16 protein-coding genes and 1 tRNA gene are annotated in these 18673 nt (G+C 54.7%); 8 read left to right on the top strand and 9 right to left on the bottom strand.

Annotation, left to right across the window (positions count from 1 at the left end; all coding sequences use genetic code 11):
• Nucleotides 1-100 precede the first annotated feature (100 nt).
• The gene (locus tag J1782_RS20685) at nucleotides 101-235 is read left to right on the top strand and encodes an entericidin A/B family lipoprotein (protein WP_014333643.1); all 135 of its coding nucleotides are present in this window, start codon (nucleotides 101-103) and stop codon (nucleotides 233-235) included.
• 76 nt (nucleotides 236-311) lie between these two features.
• Here the strand turns inward: J1782_RS20685 and blc are convergent, their stop codons facing one another.
• From blc to frdA, 5 genes are all read right to left on the bottom strand, one after another.
• Nucleotides 312-836 (bottom strand): outer membrane lipoprotein Blc, encoded by a 525-nt coding sequence (gene blc / locus J1782_RS20680; RefSeq protein WP_165058806.1) that lies wholly within the window; start codon nucleotides 834-836, stop codon nucleotides 312-314.
• A gap of 121 nt (nucleotides 837-957) precedes the next feature.
• A complete protein-coding gene (frdD, locus tag J1782_RS20675) occupies nucleotides 958-1317 on the bottom strand; it encodes a fumarate reductase subunit FrdD (protein WP_104923549.1) in 360 nt (119 codons plus the stop codon).
• 9 nt (nucleotides 1318-1326) lie between these two features.
• Nucleotides 1327-1743, bottom strand: a complete 417-nt coding sequence (gene frdC, locus J1782_RS20670) for a fumarate reductase subunit FrdC (protein ID WP_217153831.1) — start codon at nucleotides 1741-1743, stop codon at nucleotides 1327-1329.
• 11 nt (nucleotides 1744-1754) lie between these two features.
• Nucleotides 1755-2489: a succinate dehydrogenase/fumarate reductase iron-sulfur subunit gene (locus tag J1782_RS20665; RefSeq protein ID WP_152325342.1), complete on the bottom strand. Its 735-nt coding sequence runs from the start codon at nucleotides 2487-2489 to the stop codon at nucleotides 1755-1757.
• The gene (gene frdA / locus J1782_RS20660; protein ID WP_165058810.1) at nucleotides 2482-4281 is read right to left on the bottom strand and encodes a fumarate reductase (quinol) flavoprotein subunit; all 1800 of its coding nucleotides are present in this window, start codon (nucleotides 4279-4281) and stop codon (nucleotides 2482-2484) included. Before frdA ends, J1782_RS20665 begins: the two co-directional genes overlap by 8 nt.
• A 282-nt stretch (nucleotides 4282-4563) precedes the next feature.
• On the opposite strand from frdA, the gene epmA reads away from it, so the two are divergent.
• The 3 genes from epmA (at nucleotide 4564) to J1782_RS20645 (ending at nucleotide 8633) form a co-directional block, all read left to right on the top strand.
• Nucleotides 4564-5541 carry an elongation factor P--(R)-beta-lysine ligase gene (epmA, locus tag J1782_RS20655; protein WP_152325340.1) on the top strand — a complete coding sequence of 326 codons (978 nt, stop codon included), beginning with the start codon at nucleotides 4564-4566 and terminating at the stop codon, nucleotides 5539-5541.
• 279 nt (nucleotides 5542-5820) lie between these two features.
• Entirely contained in the window at nucleotides 5821-7185 is a 1365-nt protein-coding gene (locus J1782_RS20650; protein ID WP_165058812.1) for a nucleobase:cation symporter-2 family protein, read from the top strand.
• Nucleotides 7186-7274: 89 nt separating this feature from the next.
• Complete coding sequence (locus J1782_RS20645) at nucleotides 7275-8633, top strand: 8-oxoguanine deaminase (protein ID WP_217153830.1); 1359 nt, start codon at nucleotides 7275-7277, stop codon at nucleotides 8631-8633.
• A gap of 55 nt (nucleotides 8634-8688) precedes the next feature.
• On the opposite strand, the gene mscM is transcribed toward J1782_RS20645, so the two are convergent.
• The 3 genes from mscM to rsgA form a co-directional block, all read right to left on the bottom strand.
• Nucleotides 8689-12057, bottom strand: a complete 3369-nt coding sequence (mscM, locus tag J1782_RS20640) for a miniconductance mechanosensitive channel MscM (protein ID WP_152325337.1) — start codon at nucleotides 12055-12057, stop codon at nucleotides 8689-8691.
• Nucleotides 12058-12091: 34 nt separating this feature from the next.
• Nucleotides 12092-13081, bottom strand: coding sequence for an archaetidylserine decarboxylase (gene asd / locus J1782_RS20635; RefSeq protein WP_217153829.1), 990 nt, complete (start codon nucleotides 13079-13081; stop codon nucleotides 12092-12094).
• A 178-nt stretch (nucleotides 13082-13259) separates the two neighbouring features.
• Complete coding sequence (gene rsgA / locus J1782_RS20630) at nucleotides 13260-14297, bottom strand: small ribosomal subunit biogenesis GTPase RsgA (protein ID WP_152325335.1); 1038 nt, start codon at nucleotides 14295-14297, stop codon at nucleotides 13260-13262.
• Between the two features lie 89 nt (nucleotides 14298-14386).
• Here rsgA and orn point away from each other — a divergent pair, with 89 nt between their 5' ends.
• Nucleotides 14387-14932: an oligoribonuclease gene (gene orn, locus J1782_RS20625; RefSeq protein WP_152325334.1), complete on the top strand. Its 546-nt coding sequence runs from the start codon at nucleotides 14387-14389 to the stop codon at nucleotides 14930-14932.
• A gap of 193 nt (nucleotides 14933-15125) precedes the next feature.
• Nucleotides 15126-15201 (top strand) — tRNA-Gly (locus J1782_RS20620).
• Nucleotides 15202-15514: 313 nt separating this feature from the next.
• Here J1782_RS20620 and queG read toward each other — a convergent pair.
• A complete protein-coding gene (gene queG, locus J1782_RS20615) occupies nucleotides 15515-16669 on the bottom strand; it encodes a tRNA epoxyqueuosine(34) reductase QueG (protein ID WP_165058820.1) in 1155 nt (384 codons plus the stop codon).
• Between queG and nnr the strand changes: the two genes are divergently transcribed.
• Both nnr and tsaE read left to right on the top strand, forming a co-directional pair.
• Nucleotides 16668-18194 (top strand): bifunctional ADP-dependent NAD(P)H-hydrate dehydratase/NAD(P)H-hydrate epimerase, encoded by a 1527-nt coding sequence (gene nnr / locus J1782_RS20610; protein ID WP_217153828.1) that lies wholly within the window; start codon nucleotides 16668-16670, stop codon nucleotides 18192-18194. The genes queG and nnr overlap by 2 nt on opposite strands.
• Nucleotides 18191-18670: a tRNA (adenosine(37)-N6)-threonylcarbamoyltransferase complex ATPase subunit type 1 TsaE gene (gene tsaE, locus J1782_RS20605; protein ID WP_217153827.1), complete on the top strand. Its 480-nt coding sequence runs from the start codon at nucleotides 18191-18193 to the stop codon at nucleotides 18668-18670. The genes nnr and tsaE overlap by 4 nt, the downstream gene beginning before the upstream one ends.
• Nucleotides 18671-18673 lie beyond the last annotated feature (3 nt).

The following is an 18673-nucleotide window of genomic DNA, read 5'->3' as shown; positions in this document are numbered from 1 at the left end:
TACCAACTGTCCTAAAATCCTGTCTTTTCCCTTCCGTATTCAGAAAATTAACTACACTTAGTGAGTCTTACTTTACATTCTCTATAGGAAGGAATTTTATATGTTGAAGAAAAGTATCCTCGCAATCCTGTCTGTTCTTGTTCTGTCTTCTGCGTTAACTGCCTGCAATACCACGCGTGGCGTGGGTGAAGATGTCTCTGCCGGCGGCCAGGCAATTCAGAAAAGCGCTCAGTAACGGGCGTGTGAGTTGAAGTAAGCTGAAGTCTGCCTGCACATTGATGCAGGCAGTGTTGTTTCTGAAGGGGGAAAACTTACGGCTGTTTGACCCACACCAGCTTGCTGGTATCAAAGCCGTAGCCTTGCGCGGTTTTCAGCAGTTGCTGTTTTACGCTGTCATCCAGCGTCGGGGTTCGTGAGAGGATCCACAGATAGCTTTTATCCGGCCCGCAAACCAGCGCATAGCGGTAATCTTTATCCAGCTCGATGACGTTATAGCCGCCATAGAACGGGCCAAAGAACGAAACTTTAAGCGCCGCACGTGACGTTGAACCGGTGAAATACCCTTTGCCTTCACTTTCCTGCCATTTGTTTTTCTCAGTATTAAAGCCACGGTTAATAACTTTCACACCGCCATCATCCCGCAAGCTGTAATTGGCCGTCACGTGTTCAAGCCCGCTTTCAAAGCTATGATCCAGCCTTGCCACTTCATACCAGGTTCCCAGATAGCGGTTAAGCTCGAAATTACTGACGACTTTGACGTCTTTGGGTGGCGTCACGCTGCAAGCGACCGATAAAAGTGCCGTAACAATCACACCGAGTTTTGACCAGATACGCATAAATGTTCCTTCCTGAGGTAATCACCTAAGTGTAGGTAACAATTGAGGAAAAGAGAAAAGGGAAGGCAGGAAAAAATCAGCGGTCACGGAAATGACCGCTGAAAAAGGGGATCTTGTCAGATCAGAGGCGGATCAACACGATAAGTGTGACAACGCTTAAGATCATTGCCAGACCGTAGAACACCCATTTACCGGCAGGAACGTGGATTTTCAGGTCGTGCATGGCATGATGGATCCTGTGCAGACCGCACCACAACGGCAGGACGATCATCAGCAGCAGAAACAGGCGACCAATCCAGCTTTGTGCAAATGCCAGTACGCGCGGATAGCTCAGCGCGTCACCGGGGAAAAACCCCAGCGGCAGCAGGAAGCACACCAGCAGAATCATCACCGGCGCAAAAATCGCACTCCACATGCCGCCTGCGCCAAACAGCCCCCAGAACACCGGCTCATCTGAACGTTTAGGAAGAGTATTTTTCATGTCGCCTCCTCAAAGAAACAGCGCGATGGCGAGGATCACCAGCGTCACAACGGCAGTTACGCACCAGAAACCGGTAATCACCGGCTCCGGCCCCATTTTCTTGCCTCTCACAATGACGATGGAGGCTTTCGGTGCCAGTTCAAACCAGGTTTTGGTGTGAAGCAGCGCAGCCAGTAAAGCAATCAGGTTGATCAGCATGACCACCGGGTTTTGCAGGAAATGTACAAATCCTGCCCAGCTTTCCGGCCCGTTACGTAAGGCGAAAATACCGGCCAGCAGCAAGATACTGAACCAGACTGCCGGAACGGACGTGCCTTCACGCAGCATATAGAAACGATAGAAAGGTGAACGTTGCCACCAGCTGGCGGGCATTTCGCGCACGTAAGGTTTACGTTTGCTGCCCGGGGTCTGAGTTCGAGTCGTCATATTTTCCTCCCTCATTGCGGTCTCAGCCTCGCTATCATGAAGTCTTTCGAACTTTCAACTTTACCCTGCTGAATAGCGGCGGCCGGGTCGACGTGTTTCGGACAGACTTCAGAACAGTAACCGACAAACGTACAGCTCCAGACGCCGTTCTGGCCGTTAAGCTGCGGCATACGCTGGGCTTTGCCGTGATCCCGGTTGTCCAGGTTGTAGCGGTGCGCCAGCGTAATGGCGGCCGGGCCGATGAATTCCGGATTCAGACCGAATTGCGGGCAGGCGGCGTAACATAAACCGCAGTTGATGCAGCCGGAGAACTGATGATATTTCTCCATCTGTGCAGGCGTTTGTTTGCCCGGGCCTTCCGCTACGGTACGGGTATTGCCAATGATGTACGGCTTAATGGATTCGAGGCTTTCTATAAAGTGGGTCATATCGACCACTAAATCGCGCTCGATCGGGAAGTTTGCCAGCGCCTCCACCTGCATTCCGTCCGGATATTCGCGCAGGAACGTTTTGCAGGCCAGTTTTGGCACACGGTTGACCATCATGCCGCAGGAGCCGCAAATGGCCATACGGCACGACCAGCGGTAGGAAAGATCGGCGGCGATATGGTCTTTGATATAGCCCAGCGCGTCGAGCAGCGACGTTGTTTCGTCGAAAGGCACGTCATACACAACCGGATGCGGCGCGTGGTCCGTCTCCGGGTTATAGCGCATGATTTCAACCTTCAGGCTTCGCATTTTAGCCACGTGATTGCTCCTTATCTTTTTTATCGTGATTCTCAGCTTCCCCGCCATACATACGTTTTGCCGGTGGCAATGTGGTGATCTTCACATCGCCATATTCAAGACGTGGCGCGGAATCTGGCTGATAAAAGGCCAGCGTATGCTTAAGGAAATTGACGTCATCGCGTTCGGTACAGCCTTCATCCAGACGCTGATGTGCGCCGCGGGATTCCCGACGATGCAGGGCCGAATGCGCCATACATTCGGCCACTTCCAGTCCGTGTCCCAGCTCGATGGTGTACAGCAAATCGGTGTTGAAAACGCTGGAAGTATCTTTGATTTTGACGCGTTTGAAGCGCTCTTTCAGCTCGGTCAGCTTGTCGATGGTTTTCTGCATCAGTTCGGTGGTGCGGTAAATCCCGCAACCTTCTTCCATCGCCAGACCCATTTCGTCGCGGATGGCCGCCCAGCTTTCATCGCCTTCCTGTTTCATCAGCGCGTCAACGCGATTTTCGATATCACGAACTTGCGCGTCGAGAGCTTCGGTATTGCCGTAGTCTTTGGCTTCGGCGGCGCGTTCTGCTGCTTTTTCGCCGGCCATGCGGCCAAATACCACCAGCTCTGCCAGTGAGTTGGAGCCCAGACGGTTTGCGCCGTGCAGGCCAACCGATGAACATTCACCGACGGCAAACAGACCTTTGATGCGGGTTTCGCACTGCGCATCCGTTTCGATTCCACCCATCGTGTAGTGCGCGGTAGGGCGTACAGGGATTGGATCGGTAATCGGATCCACGCCGACGTAAGCTTTGGACAGTTCACAGATAAACGGCAAACGCTCGCGCAGCTTTTTCTCGCCGAGATGACGTAAATCCAGATACACCACATCGCCACGCGGAGTGGAAATGGTGCGTCCGGCGCGCCATTCGTGCCAGAACGCCTGCGAGACTTTGTCGCGCGGGCCAAGTTCCATGTATTTGTTTTTCGGTTCGCCGAGCGGGGTTTCCGGCCCCATGCCGTAATCCTGCAAATAACGGTAACCGTCTTTATTGACCAGAATACCGCCTTCACCACGACAGCCTTCTGTCATCAGAATGCCGGATCCGGGCAGGCCGGTCGGGTGATATTGCACGAACTCCATATCACGCAGCGGAATGCCATGACGGAACGCCATACCCATGCCGTCGCCGGTGACAATCCCGCCGTTGGTGTTGTAACGGTAAACGCGGCCTGCGCCGCCGGTTGCCATCACGACTGCGTTAGCGCGGATTTGTACGCGGGTGCCTTCCATCATATTGATGGCGACGACGCCGCGAACCTGGCCGTCATCGACCAGAATATCGAGAACGAAATGCTCGTCGAATCGTTTGATTTGCGGGTATTTCAGCGAGGTCTGGAACAGGGTATGCAGCATGTGGAAGCCGGTTTTATCCGCGGCAAACCAGGTGCGTTCGATCTTCATCCCGCCAAAACGCCGGACGTTGACTGAACCATCTTCCTTACGGCTCCACGGGCAGCCCCAGAGTTCAAGCTGCGCCATTTCAGTCGGACATTGATGAACGAAATGGTCCACTACGTCCTGCTCACACAGCCAGTCGCCTCCGGAAACGGTATCCTGGAAGTGAAAATCAAAGCTGTCGTGATCTTGCGTCACTGCGGCAGAACCGCCTTCGGCGGCCACCGTGTGGCTGCGCATAGGGTACACTTTCGAAATCAACGCGATATTCAGGTTGGGATTGGCTTCCGCTGCGGCTATTGCTGCGCGTAAACCCGCCCCACCTGCACCTATAATTGCAATGTCGGCGTTAAAGGTTTGCACTGCATTCCTCCACTATCATCAATGAGATCGGGTTTGAAACACCCGCGAAAAAGGTTTTGAATCTGAGGCTTAACCACCGCTGATGACATACAGGCGCTGTCCCAGAGGCTAATATTCTTATTATTTGTAAGGAAATTATTATACCTAATGAGGAGTAGTGGTAATTTGATGTGAATGCAGGTTTAGGCTTTCTCTGTATATTGCTTCGCAAAATGAGGTATTTGTTTGCCCTGAGGGTTGCAGGTAGACTGCATGACTTTTCTGAATTCGGAGTAAATCACCATGAGCGAAACGGCAAGCTGGCAACCCAGTGCTCCTGTCGCCAATTTGTTGAAGCGTGCGGCCATTCTCGCTGAGATTCGACGTTTTTTTTCCGATCGCGGCGTGCTGGAAGTGGAAACGCCGGCCATGAGCCAGGCCACGGTGACCGACATCCATCTGGTGCCTTTTGACACGCGTTTTGTCGGGCCGGGTGCGGCTGATGGCATGACTTTGTATCTGATGACCAGCCCGGAATATCACATGAAACGTCTGCTGGCTGCGGGCAGCGGGCCGATTTACCAGATGGGGCGCAGCTTCCGTAACGAAGAAGCCGGTATCCATCACAACCCTGAATTCACCATGCTGGAATGGTATCGTCCGCGTTATGACATGTACCGCCTGATGAATGAAGTGGACGATCTGCTGCAACAGGTGCTCGATTGCGATACGGCAGAAACCCTGTCCTATCAGCAGGCGTTTACGCGCCATCTGGGCGTGGATCCGTTGTCTGCGGATAAAACCGAACTGCGTGAAGTTGCCGCGAAGCTGGATTTATCAAATATCGCGGATACCGAAGAAGACCGCGACACCTTATTGCAGTTACTGTTTACGATGGGTGTCGAACCGCATATTGGCCGCGACAAGCCGACTTTTGTGTACCACTTCCCGGCGACGCAGGCATCTCTGGCGGAAATCAGCACCGAAGATCACCGCGTTGCTGAGCGTTTTGAGGTGTATTACAAAGGCATCGAACTGGCGAACGGTTTCCGCGAACTGACCGATGGTCGCGAACAGCGCCAGCGTTTCGAGCAGGATAACCGTAAACGCGCCGCGCGCGGTTTACCTCAGCATCCTATCGATAACAATCTGCTGGATGCTCTGGAACATGGCATGCCGGAATGCTCCGGTGTGGCGCTGGGCGTTGATCGTCTGATTATGATTGCGCTGGGCGCGGGCAGCCTGAGCGAAGTGCTGGCTTTCCCGGTCACACGCGCCTGAGTCTGTTTTCCCCAATCCTGGCCCTCGGGTCAGGATTATCTTTCTTTCTCGCCATGCCTCCTTTCCCTGCCCTGTGATTGTGCAATAACATTAAAATTGCTCCTTTAGTGAAACAAAAGTACCTAAATCGCGTAACACTGATTTTAAAGTTTCAGGGATGACACCCCGGCGCGAACCCGCAATCCTGCTGGCTCCTCAACGATTTAACGCAAATTTTCTCTCCGCTGGCCTGATTTATGCATTACAGGATAACTACTCAATCAGCTCTGGGATCCCGTTATGTCTGAATCTGGCGACAAAGAACTTCTTTATGGTCTGGAGGCGCGTATTGCACCGGCACCGGCATTTTTCACGGCCATCCAGCATGTCCTCGCGAGCGTGGTGGGGATTATTACTCCGCCGCTGATTATCGGTTCGGTGCTCGGGCTGAATGCGTATCTCCCTTATCTCATCAGTATGTCGCTGCTGGCTTCCGGCATCGGGACGTTCATTCAGGCGCGCCGGTTTATGTCGGTGGGCGCGGGGATGATTTGCCTGCAAGGCACCAGTTTTGCATTTCTGGGTGTGATTCTGTCCGGAGGAATGCTGGTGAAAAGCCGCGGGGGCTCGCCTGAAGACATCATGGCGATGATTTTTGGCGTGAACTTTGTCGCGGCGTTTATTCCGCTTCTGGTCAGCCGGTTTATCGGGCAGATGCGCCGCGTGTTTACCCCGCTGGTCAGCGGAACGGTCATTGCCCTGATTGGCATCAGCCTGATTAAAGTCAGTATTACAGACTGGGCGGGCGGGCACGGTGCGGCGAATTTCGGTGCGCCGGTCAATCTGGCGCTGGGCGCGCTGACGCTGCTGGTGATCGTCGTATGTAACCGCATTAATGTACGCTGGCTGCGCCTTTCATCGATAGTATTAGGGATTATTGTCGGGTGTATCGCGGCTGCCCTGACCGGACATTTGCCGCTTAAACCGTTGCAGGGCGACGGGTTTGCGCTGCCGCAGTTGTTCCGTTTTGGCTTCAAGTTTGACTGGATCATTTTCGTGCCAATCGCGCTGGTGTCGTTTATCAGTATTCTGGAAGCGGTCGGCGATTTGACGGCGAACTGTATGTTGTCGCAGCAGCCCATTGAAGGGGAAAGTTTCCGCAAGCGCCTGAAGGGCGGGATCCTGGCCGATGGCGTCAGCTGCATTATTGCTGCGGCGTTTTCTTCCTTCCCGAATACCACTTTTGCGCAGAACAACGGCGTGATCCAGATGACCGGCGTCGCCAGCCGTTATGTCGGGATGTACATCGGAGGCGTTCTGGTGTTGCTCGGGCTGTTCCCGTTTATCGGCGAAGTCTTGCAGCAAATCCCTGCGCCGGTGCTGGGTGGCGCGACGCTGGTGATGTTTGGCAGCGTGGTCGCCGCGGGCATTCGTATCATGACGCAGTCGCCTGTTGGCCGCCGCGAAATGTTAATTATCGCGATTTCCTTTGGCATCGGTCTGGGCATTGAAGCGGTGCCCGATGTTCTGGCGCAGTTCCCGCCGATTGTGGGGAATATCTTCGGCCACGCAGTCACCAGCGGTGGCGTGATCGCCATCCTGCTGAATCTGCTGATGCCTGCAGAGCGCGCTATTGCCGTGGCAGAAGAGGTGAAAGTTCACTAACGTTCCCCGCGCGCGCGTGAGCCCCTGGATCAGCAGACAGGGCATAACTGAGCTGACTCACTTTTGAATTCATGAAGAGGAAGTCAGTTATGTCTTTGCAACGCACCTGGATTAAAAATCCGCTGGCGGTATTTACCGCCAATGAACTCGATGCCCGCGGCGGTATCGTCGTCGAAGGCTCCACGATCGCTGAAGTTCTGGCATGCGGCCAGTTACCCTCACAGCCGGTTGATCAGATTGCCGATGCCACCGGCTGTGTACTTATGCCCGGCCTCATCAATACCCATCATCATTTTTATCAGACGCTGACCCGGGCCTGGGCGCCCGTGGTTAACGTGCCGCTGTTTCCGTGGTTGCAAAAACTGTATCCGGTCTGGGCGCGTTTGCAGCCTGAAGCGCTGGGGCTCGCCAGCCGGGTGGCGATGGCCGAACTGTTGCTTTCCGGCTGTACCACCACGACTGACCACCATTATCTGTTCCCGCAGGGAATGGAAGAGGCGATTGATGTGCAGGTTGAGGTCGTCCGCGAACTGGGGATGCGTGCTCTTCTGACGCGCGGCTCGATGAGCCTCGGAGAAGAGCAGGGAGGTTTACCGCCGGAGCAGACGGTGCAATCGGGAGAAGCAATTTTGCACGACAGCCAGCGGCTGATTGACCGTTATCACCAGCGCGGCGACGGGGCGTGGATGCAGATTGCGCTGGCGCCGTGCTCACCGTTTTCCGTGACCACGGACATTATGCGCGAAAGCGCCGCTATGGCGCAGCGCGAAGACGTCCGGCTGCACACTCATCTGGCGGAAACGCTGGATGAAGAAGCGTTCTGCCTGAAAATGTTCGGGCTGCGCACGGTGGATTATCTGGAAAGCGTCGGCTGGCTGAATGACCGGACGTGGCTGGCGCACGGCATTCATTTCAATGCGGACGAAATTCAGCGGCTTGGCGCTGCAGGAACCGGGATCTGCCATTGTCCTGTGTCGAATATGCGCCTGGCGTCCGGCATGTGTCCGACGCGCGACCTTGAAGCGGCAGGCGTCCCCATCGGTTTGGGCGTGGACGGTTCAGCGTCTAACGATGCATCGAATCTGATGTATGAAGCGCGTCAGGCGCTTTACCTGCAACGTCTTAAATATGGCGCGGAATACGTCACGCCGGAAAGAGTTTTAGGCTGGGCAACGCGCGGTTCGGCGAAGCTTATCGGGCGTGATGATATCGGGCAAATCGCGGTCGGGAAGCAGGCGGATCTGGCGCTTTTCCGGCTGGATGAATTACGTTTCAGCGGCAGCCATGATCCGGTTTCCGCGCTGCTGTTGTGCGGGGCAGAACGGGCTGATCGCGTGATGGTTGGCGGAAAATGGCGGGTGATTGACGGACAGATTGTCGGGATGGATATCAAATCGCTGATTTCTCAGCACCGTAAAGCAGCGGCGGCGCTGATCGCAGATCTGTAAAACAATGGATTCAGGGGCAGAGAAAATCTGCCCCGCTTATTTTTTAAAACCGGTATTACAAATCGCCCGGCGAGCGCGAGCTGTTACCGCTGCGACCACTGCCGCTGCTGCTGGTAAACGTCGCATTATTGCCATTCTGCGCACGGTGCAGCGTCTCCATACGGACCTGGAACGGAGGGAACGGCAGCGTGATGCCGTGCTCGCGGAATCCGGCCAGAATCAGCTGATGGATTTCGTGGCGAAGCGGCATACGGTGCGCCATTTCGGCGGCATGCATACGCAGCTCGAAGATCTGAATACCCTGTTGTAAATCCACCAGGTACGCTTCCGGCGCAGGCATATCCAGCACCAGTGAACAACGGTGTGCGGCGTTAAGCAGGATTTGAGTCACTTCTTCACTGTTGGCCTCTGAAGGCGCCGGGACGGTCAGTACGACACGCGTGACGGAATCGGAAAGCGACCAGTTGATGAACTGCTCGGTGATAAAGGCCTTGTTCGGCACGATAATTTCTTTGCGGTCCCAGTCGGCAATCGTCGTGGCGCGCGTATTGATTTTCGTGATGCTGCCGGTCAGGTTGCGGATGGTGACGGTATCGCCGATACGGATCGGTTTTTCGAACAGAATGATCAGGCCGGAAATGAAGTTGGCAAAAATTTCCTGCAAACCAAAGCCCAGCCCGACACCCAGCGCGGCAACCAGCCATTGCAGTTTTGCCCATTCGATCCCGATAAGTGAAAAGCCCACCAGCCCGCCAATCAGCAGTAAAACGTATTTGGTGATAGTCAGCACGGCGTAACCGGTGCCCGGCGTCAGCTCCAGATGTTGCAGCAGTGCCAGTTCCAGCAGGGCGGGTAAATTACGCACCAGCTGTGTAGTAATAATCAGCACCAGAATGGCGATCAACACGGATCCGAGCGTGATCGGCTGCATGCTTTCCACGCCCTGAACGGTCGAGGAAACCTGCCACAGATGAATATTTTCCAGGAAAGAAAACGCGGAATGGATTTCCGACCACAGGAAGATCACCGAGATCAGCGCGATCAACGTCAGCAGGGATCGCACCAGCCGCAATGACTGCGCGGAGATCGCATCCAGATCGACCACCGGTTCTTCGATTTCCACCGTGCCTTCGTTACTGCTGCTGGTCTGATGTCCCTCTTCTTCACCGCGAGCGCGCTGGTTCAGCATTTCTGCACGGCGCTGTTTTGCACGCTCAAAAGCAATACGGCGGCGCTGAATGAGCATCCAGCGGCGGATAATGTGATAAATCACCAGCAGAACAAACCAGATGGCAACCGAGGTTTCCAGACGCGCCAGCAGAGCCTGTGATGTGGCCAGGAAGCCCATCAGCGAGGCCAGCGCGGCCACAACGGGTGCGCCCAGTAACATCCACCACAGCGTATTATTGAGGACGTTTTCGCTGTTGCCGTGTTTATCGTGGTACAGCGGAATGCCCGCGCGTTTCAGGCTGTGCGTCACCAGCGCAACCACCAGACAGAGAATAACAAAACACAGGCGACCCAGCGTATTGGAGAACTCGCGATCATTGAGATTATCGAAGGTAATCAGCGCCATAATCAGCGGCACCAGTACCCAGATTGACAGGGCGTAATAGCGTAACGCCCGCGAAACGGCGCGCTGAGGCCAGCCAAAGTGCGCGACAAACAGCCCCTGAGGATGGGCAAGCGCGGCGCTGACCATAAACGCCCAGAGGATCGGCAGCGTTGCCGTCACGCCATCACCAATGGCGACCGCAATCGGATAAGGCCACGCACTTTGCAGCCCGAAGCCCAGCGCCGCCCACAGTACGGGCAACGGCATTGCGACCAGAATTGACCAGAACACCGTGCGCATCGTCAGTGAGAAATGGTCTTGGGTGACTTTGCCGACCTTGCTGCTGGCACGCGCCAGAAACGCGTAATAGTGTTTGCGTGAGCTGATACTGACAATCACCAGGATCAGCGCGCCAAACAGTGGCAGCAGCGTTTCTTTGCTGGTGATCATCATCATCGACGCGCCGCCCAGCTGGCTCAGGGAATCGAGCGACACCAGACGTTTCAGGTCATGTGCGACCTGCACCGGATAGGAAAAACCAATCGGGCTGACGTCGGCGACCCAGAACAGATAACGGTGCGCGGCATCATGTACGTCATTCAGCGCTTCCACCAGCTGGCTGTTGGCGACTTTCAGTTTGGTCAGTTCAAGAATTTGCGTATCGCAGCCGGAGAGCAGCGAATTGAGTAAATCACGCTGCGTCCGCAACTGAGCATCAAGAATTTTTTGCTGCGCCACCGTCAGCGGTTTGCCGTCGTCCTGACGTCCCTGACGGTAAATTGCCTGCTTATCCAGTAAATCTTCATAGTGCAGACGCTGAACGCGCAGCTGCGCCATATCGCGGTCAAGCTGTTGCGGTTTAGGCATATCCGGCAGACGGGAAACCTGCGCCCGGAGCGTTTCGCCCAGCAGATTCGACGCGCCCAGCCACTGCGCCTGTTCGCGGATAGTGTTAATCGCCTGGCGAACCTGTTGTGTCTGCGCGGCAGCCTGACGCTGCTGCGAGGAAATCAGATCCATGCGCTGCGCCTGCTGATTCAGCGCCAGCGACAGCTCGCGGTTCGACTGCAACTGCTGGCTGATGGAATGCGGAAGCTCACCGCTTTGTTCAGCTAACTGCTCGGTTTTTTCCAGTGCCTGTTCAGCTTCGCGCTGGCGCTGGTTGTTGAGCATGTTGCGTAAAGCCTGCAATTGCTGATCGAGAAAATCGGCGCGTTTTTTGTAGAGATCGGCGCGAAGTCGTGACAGTTCCTGCCGGTTATTGGCAGAAAGCTGCGCCAGCTCCAGTTCATCAACCTTGGCTTTGCGTGCCGCCGATTCAGCCTGAAGCGCGCTGAGCTGAGCCTGCGCCAGGGGTGAAGATGGCGCCGCCGCCGTGGCCGCCTGCATGCGCTGCTCAATATCGCTGAGCGCATTCCGGGCTTCAGTTTGTTGTTGGGGGATCTGGCTGACCGAATCGCTGATATCGCGGAAACGATCCTGCTCCTGACGCAGCTGGCGGGTTTCTTCCAGCTGCTGGCTGCTGATCTGCAAAATCTGCTGCTCAAGCTGCGCGGCAGGAATGCTGTCATCAACGGCAGGCGGCTTTTCGGGCTGATTTTGCAGCTCGAGGCGCAGCGCCTGAGTCAGTTTCGGAAAATCATCGATGACCGTCTGATATTGCGTAGTGCGCCCGACCGAAACATTCATCTCATTCAGCCAGTTGAGCGCACTTTGCAGCGCCTCAACCACCTGCGTCTGATTGGCCATTTCTTTATTGGCTTCCGCCTGTTTCAGTTCTTGTTTGAGCTGATCTTCGGTCGGGGTTGCTGTCGCCACCAGAGGCAGAGCCAGCAATAAACTCATCAGCAGGGCGGGGATCAGGCGCACTTGGTCAATTCCTTTTCGGTGGTTTAACGCGTACTCAGTAGTCTTTAGGCGCTTGTGGTTCAGCTGTGGCCACACCTGCCGGCGTTTCTGCGATGACAGGTGCTTCCGGAGTGACAATTACTTCTGGTACCACAGGTTCAGCCGTTGCTGATGCCGGTGTACGCAGCGCTTCAGCAAACGGTTCGCCCATGCGTGTGACGGTGCCGTTGCTCAGTTGCGGCATAAAGCGGATCTGGTTTGCAGCAAACAGATTGATCACGGTTGAGCCCAGTTTGAAACGTCCCATTTCCTGGCCTTTTTCCAGCGCAATCGCGCCTTCTTCGCCAGCGGTCGGGTATGTCCAGCGTTTGATAATGCCTTCGCGCGGCGGCGTGACGCAGCCTGCCCACACGGTTTCAATGCTGCCCACGATGGTCGCGCCGACCAGAATCTGCACCATCGGGCCAAATTCAGTATCAAATACGCAGATGACGCGTTCGTTACGGGCAAACAGGTTCGGGACGTTGGCCGCCGTTAGCGGGTTCACGGAGAACAAATCGCCGGGCACGTAAATCATTTCGCGCAGCACGCCGCCGCACGGCATATGCACGCGGTGGTAGTCGCGCGGCGCCAGATAAATCGTGGCGAACTGGCCTTCTTTGAATTTTTCAGCCAGCAGATAATTTCCGGCCAGCAACGCCTCGAGGCTGTAGAAATGGCCTTTTGCCTGGAACAGTTTGCCATCGGTAATCGCGCCTAACTGGCTGACTGCGCCATCGGCGGGCAGGCAAAGCATATCCAGACCGCTGATCACCGGACGCGCGCCATCACGCAGCGGACGGACAAAGAATTCATTGAAGGTGGCGTACGATTTGAGATCCGGGTTCTGCGCTTCTTTCATGTCTACGCTGTAGAAACGGGCGAAAGCTTTGATGACCCAATGCGTCAGCGTGGCCGCGCGTTTATCTGCGCCCCAGCCTGCCAGACGGGTTAATCCTTGTTTAGGAAGTAAATATTGGAGTTTGATTTTGATACTGTCCAGCACGGGAAAACCTCTTGGATGGTATGAATGACCGGTTTTATCCGGCCATTTTGCAGGAGGCCGTCTTTTTGACGGCCGCACAGTGTTTTAAGGTGGAGGATTGTAACGGGGTGAAATCATCGGTTCAACTTCCGTTAACTTCACCCGCTTGCCCTTAACCTTTTAGCTCAATGGCTTAACATTAAAGCGCGTCGAAGTTTTTACGCGTTTTTACGTCTTCCATACTTTCCAGAATGCGATGGTAGTTGTCGAAACGCTCTTCCGCGATTTCGCCGCGATCGACCGCATCACGGATTGCACAGCCCGGATCGCTGCCGTGTTTGCAGTCGCGGAATTTGCAATAGCCGAGGAAAGGGCGGAATTCGACAAAGCCTTGTGTGATTTGCTCTGGCGCGAGATGCCAAAGACCAAATTCACGCACGCCAGGGGAATCGATAACATCGCCGCCGCGCTGGAAGTGGTAAAGGCGGGCTGCGGTCGTCGTGTGCTGGCCCAGACCGGAGTTATCGGAGACTTCGTTCACCACGATCTGTTTTTCTTCCGGCGGAAGCAGGGCATTCAGCAGGCTGGATTTCCCCACGCCGGACTGACCGGCAAAGATACTGATGCGATCCGTCAGCGCGGTTTCAAACGCCGGCATGCCTTCACCGGTCTGGCTTGAAACTTCAAGCACGCGGTAATTAATCTTGCGGTAGATGTCCATCATGCCTTCGACGAATTTACGGCCTTCGTCATCAAGCAGGTCAATTTTGTTGAGTACAATCAGCGGCTCAACTTCTACGGTTTCGCAGGCCACCAGATAGCGGTCGATAATGTTCAGAGACAGCTCTGGCAGGATGGCGGAAACAATGACGATCTGGTCGATGTTGGCGGCGATCGGTTTCACGCCGTCGTAGAAATCAGGACGCGTCAGGACGGACGTGCGCTCATGTACCGCCTCAACGATACCTTTAACGCTGTCGTTTTCGCCTTTGCGCCAGACGACGCGGTCACCGGTGACCAGTGATCGGATGGTACGGCGGATGTTGCAACGGTGCTGGCTGCCGTCGGCCGCTTCAACGTCCGCATGCATCCCGAAACGGCTGATGACGATGCCGTCCTGCGGTTCGCCGTGCAGAGAATCGTCCAGCTCTTTCCGTTTGTCGGTCTGTGTCAGACGACGCTGGTGGTTAGTCTGAACGCGACGTTGTTGCCCTTTAGACAGTTTTGACTTAGTCACTGCGCCTCACTTGACTGGCTTTAATCGCTCGGTGCGACCAAAACGTCTATGATACCAGCTATATCTCTTTCATTGTAATAGGACGCATCATGGCTGCAAATGACTCGAATTTGATTTGGATCGACCTTGAGATGACCGGTCTGGATCCTGAGCGAGACCGTATTATTGAAATTGCGACGCTGGTCACCGACGCGCATCTGAACATTCTGGCTGAAGGCCCGGTGATGGCAGTTCATCAGTCTGACGCACAACTGGCGCTAATGGACGACTGGAATGTCCGTACGCACACCGGTAGTGGTCTGGTCGATCGTGTGAAAGCCAGTCCGTTTGACGATAATGCCGCGCAGCAAAAGACGATTGAGTTCCTGCGCGAGTGGGTACCGGAAGGTAAATCGCCAATTTGTGGCAACAGCGTCGGGCAGGATCGTCGTTTCCTGTTTAAGTACATGCCGGAGCTTGAAACCTACTTCCACTACCGTTATCTGGATGTCAGCACCCTGAAAGAACTGGCGCGCCGCTGGAAACCGGAAGTGCTGAGCGGCTTTAAGAAGCAAAACACGCATCAGGCATTGGATGATATTCGTGAATCCGTGGCTGAACTGGCGTATTACCGCGATCATTTTATTAATCTCTAAAATACCTGAAATCTTTTTTACTGCGGTGCGAAGCACGAAATCACCGTGTTTCGCTTCTTAAATCGCCGGTTTGCTGTTTTAATCAGCACTTGAACAAAAAAAACGTTTTTTTGCTTTCAGGGGCTTGCGGCTAAAAGGATTTCTCGTATAATGCGCACCCCGTACCGATGAAGAATTTCGTTGAGTGCGCAGAGCGGGAATAGCTCAGTTGGTAGAGCACGACCTTGCCAAGGTCGGGGTCGCGAGTTCGAGTCTCGTTTCCCGCTCCAATTTTCTTCTTCGGTTTACTTTCATTTCTCAGCAGCGTTTTCGTGCATATTTTGTGCGTGATTCAGACGATCATTACACGGTTTGTAGTAATTTTTTAAACAGACTTATCCACAGGTTTAGCTGTTTTTTTACACTGTCCGTTTTTTGTGCTGCCCATATTGCCAATTCATAATTATTTGATTTTATTAAAAATAAATTTATAACAAAACGTTATGACGATCACTTGCTCTTTTTTTTGCAATTGATTGGCAAAGCATTTTTATTTTTATGCACAGAAAATATAGCTTATCTGGTAATGTGATTTGGGATTTGTTATGCATCCCTTGGCAAACCTTTTTCAACAGCACGAATCAGCCGTTTCTGCTGCGAAGTTTGCACTTCAATACGATGTTCATTTCTTCTTTCGGTTTGTTGCCGGATTGCCCATTCAATATGTTCATCCAGCAGCGGATTTTCACCTGCGCGTGAATTCAGCGCGTCCAGCACCTGTTCCGACCAGGGCGCATTGCCCAGGGCCACCGAAATATTCCGCAGCCAGCGCAAATGACCGATACGGCGGATAGGCGAGCCTTCGGTGATGCGCAGAAACTTCTCTTCCGTCCAGCCAAATAATGCGATCAGCTCCGGCGAATGCAACGCCGCACGCGGGCTGAAATCCTCTTCATCCGTCAGTTGTGAATAACGGTTCCACGGACAAATCAGCTGGCAATCGTCACAACCATAGATGCGGTTACCCATCATGGGCCGGAATTCTTCGGGTATCGCGCCTTCCAGTTCAATCGTCAGGTAAGAAATGCAGCGACGCGCATCCACGGTATAAGGCGCGATAATGGCGCCAGTCGGGCAGGTAGTGATGCAGGCCACGCATTTGCCGCACTTTTCTTCCTGTGACTGATCAACCGGCAACGGCAGGTCAATCAGCAGTTCGCCGAGAAAGAACCAGGAGCCGGATTCACGGTTGAGGATAAGTGAGTGTTTACCTACCCAGCCAAGACCGGCTTTGGCCGCCAGCGGGCGCTCCATCACCGGGGCGGAATCGACAAAAGGACGGAAAGTCACGGTCTGGTCAGCATGTTCAGTGCAATACGCCTGAATCATATCGCCGAGCTTTTTCAGCCGCTGGCGCAACACTTTGTGATAATCACGGCCGAGCGCATACCGGCTGACATAGCCGAGCAGCGGATTATTCAGGGTTTTGGCGAAGGCGGCTTTGGCGGGCAAATAGTTCATGCGCACGCTGATCACCCGCAATGTGCCGGGCAAAAGCTCGTGAGGGCGTGCGCGCAACAGGCCATGGCGTGCCATCCATTCCATCTCGCCATGATATTGTTTATCAAGCCAGTCCTGGAGTTTGGGCTCTTCTGCGGATAAGTCTGTATCGCAGATGCCGACCTGCTGGAAGCCTAGCGATTGGCCCCATTGCTTGATATGTTGAGCCAGTTGAACGAGATCGAGAGGGAGTGTCATGACGAACCAACGTGAAAAACGAAACGAGGCGAGTTTACCACATTCCGTGTTTTCTGCTGATTGGCTGCGAAAAGCTGAGCGCCAGGCGGCGCAGGAAACAGGGATTTCTCTGTTTACCCTGATGCAGCGCGCGGCCAAAGCGGCTTTTTTGATGGCTCAGCGCCAATTTCCTGACGCGCGGCACTGGCTGATATTTTGCGGGCACGGCAATAATGGCGGCGATGGTTATGAAGTTGCCCGTCTGGCTAAGCAGGCTGGAATTCGGGTGACGCTGCTGGCGGTCGACAGCCACAAGCCGCTGCCTGATGAAGCAGAATCAGCGCGTCTGGGCTGGGAGAAAGCGGGCGGAGAAAGCGGCGCTGCTGATACGCAATGGCCGCAGGATATTGATCTCATAATCGATGGTTTGCTGGGCACCGGCCTGACGTCTGCACCGCGCGCGCCCTACGACGGGCTCATCGGAAACATTAACGCGACGCCGGTTCCGGTTCTTTCTTTAGATATCCCTTCGGGTCTGGATGCCCAAACCGGGCAGGCCGCCGGACAGGCGGTTCACGCCACGCACACGCTCAGCTTTATTGCCCTGAAACCCGGCTTACTGACCGGCCAGGCGCGAGATTACGTCGGGAAATTGCATTGCGATCCGCTCGGGCTGCAAAGCTGGCTGGGCGGACATCTTCCGCACCTGCAACGGCTGGACGCAACGCAGCTGGCGCAATGGTTGCATCCGCGTCGCCCCTGTTCGCACAAGGGCGATCATGGACGTTTGCTGGTGGTTGGCGGCGACACAGGTTTTGCCGGTGCCATCCGCATGGCGTCTGAAGCCGCGCTGCGTGCCGGTGCCGGTCTGGTGCGAGTACTCACTCACATTGAAAACGCCGGGCCATTGCTGACGGCAAGACCTGAACTGATGGTGCAGGAGCTCACGGCGAAATCACTGGAAGAAGGCCTGAAATGGGCAGACGTTCTGGTCATCGGTCCGGGGCTAGGACAACGCGACTGGGGCAGGCAGGCGGTAGAGCAGGCTGAAAAATCGGATAAACCGGCGTTATGGGACGCCGATGCGCTTAACCTGCTGGCAATCAATCCCGGGAAACGGCAAAATCGCGTACTGACACCGCATCCCGGCGAAGCAGCTCGTTTACTCGGGTGCAGTGTGGAGGATATTGAGAGTGATCGCTTACTTTCTGCCAGAAAACTTACTGAACGCTACGGCGGCGTGGTCGTCCTGAAAGGCGCAGGCACGCTGATCGCCAGTGAACGCGGCGGGCTCGCCGTTGCCGACGTCGGTAATGCCGGAATGGCATCGGGCGGCATGGGCGACGTACTTTCTGGTATTATCGGCGGATTACTGGCTCAAAAACTCGATGTATATGATGCGGCCTGCGCGGGCACAGTAGTTCATGGCGCAGCTGCGGACGAAATCGCCCACCGGCAGGGAACGCGCGGTATGCTGGCGACTGATCTTTTAGCGGTGATTCCCCCGTTAGTTAATCCAGACCTGAAGAAACAGATATCTGAATGAATCAACTTAATATCTCTTTACCCGACGAAGCAGCGACGCTGCAATTAGGTGCTTCACTGGCGAAAGCCTGCGAAGGCTCTGCGGTTATCCATCTTTATGGTGATCTGGGCGCCGGTAAAACGACCTTTAGCCGGGGTTTTCTTCAGGCATTAGGGCATCAGGGCAACGTGAAAAGCCCGACCTATACGCTGGTTGAGCCTTATCAGTTGAGCAATATCGCTGTTTATCATTTTGATTTATATCGCCTTGCCGATCCGGAGGAACTGGAATTTATGGGGATCCGTGATTATTTCGCGCAGGATTCCATTTGTCTGGTGGAATGGCCGCAGAAAGGCGCAGGTATTTTACCCGAGCCGGATATTGAACTGACGCTGGACTATTCATCGCAGGAGCAGCCTCTGGCGCGCACGGCGAAACTGGTCGCAGTGTCGCAAGCCGGTGTTACGTTATTGCATCGTGTTCAACAGCAAGGATGACCG

Source organism: Rahnella sp. BCC 1045 (assembly GCF_019049615.1).
Taxonomy (GTDB): domain Bacteria; phylum Pseudomonadota; class Gammaproteobacteria; order Enterobacterales; family Enterobacteriaceae; genus Rahnella; species Rahnella contaminans.
The sequence above is the reverse complement of the archived record's forward strand: the minus strand, read 5'-3'. Positions and strand labels throughout refer to the sequence as shown.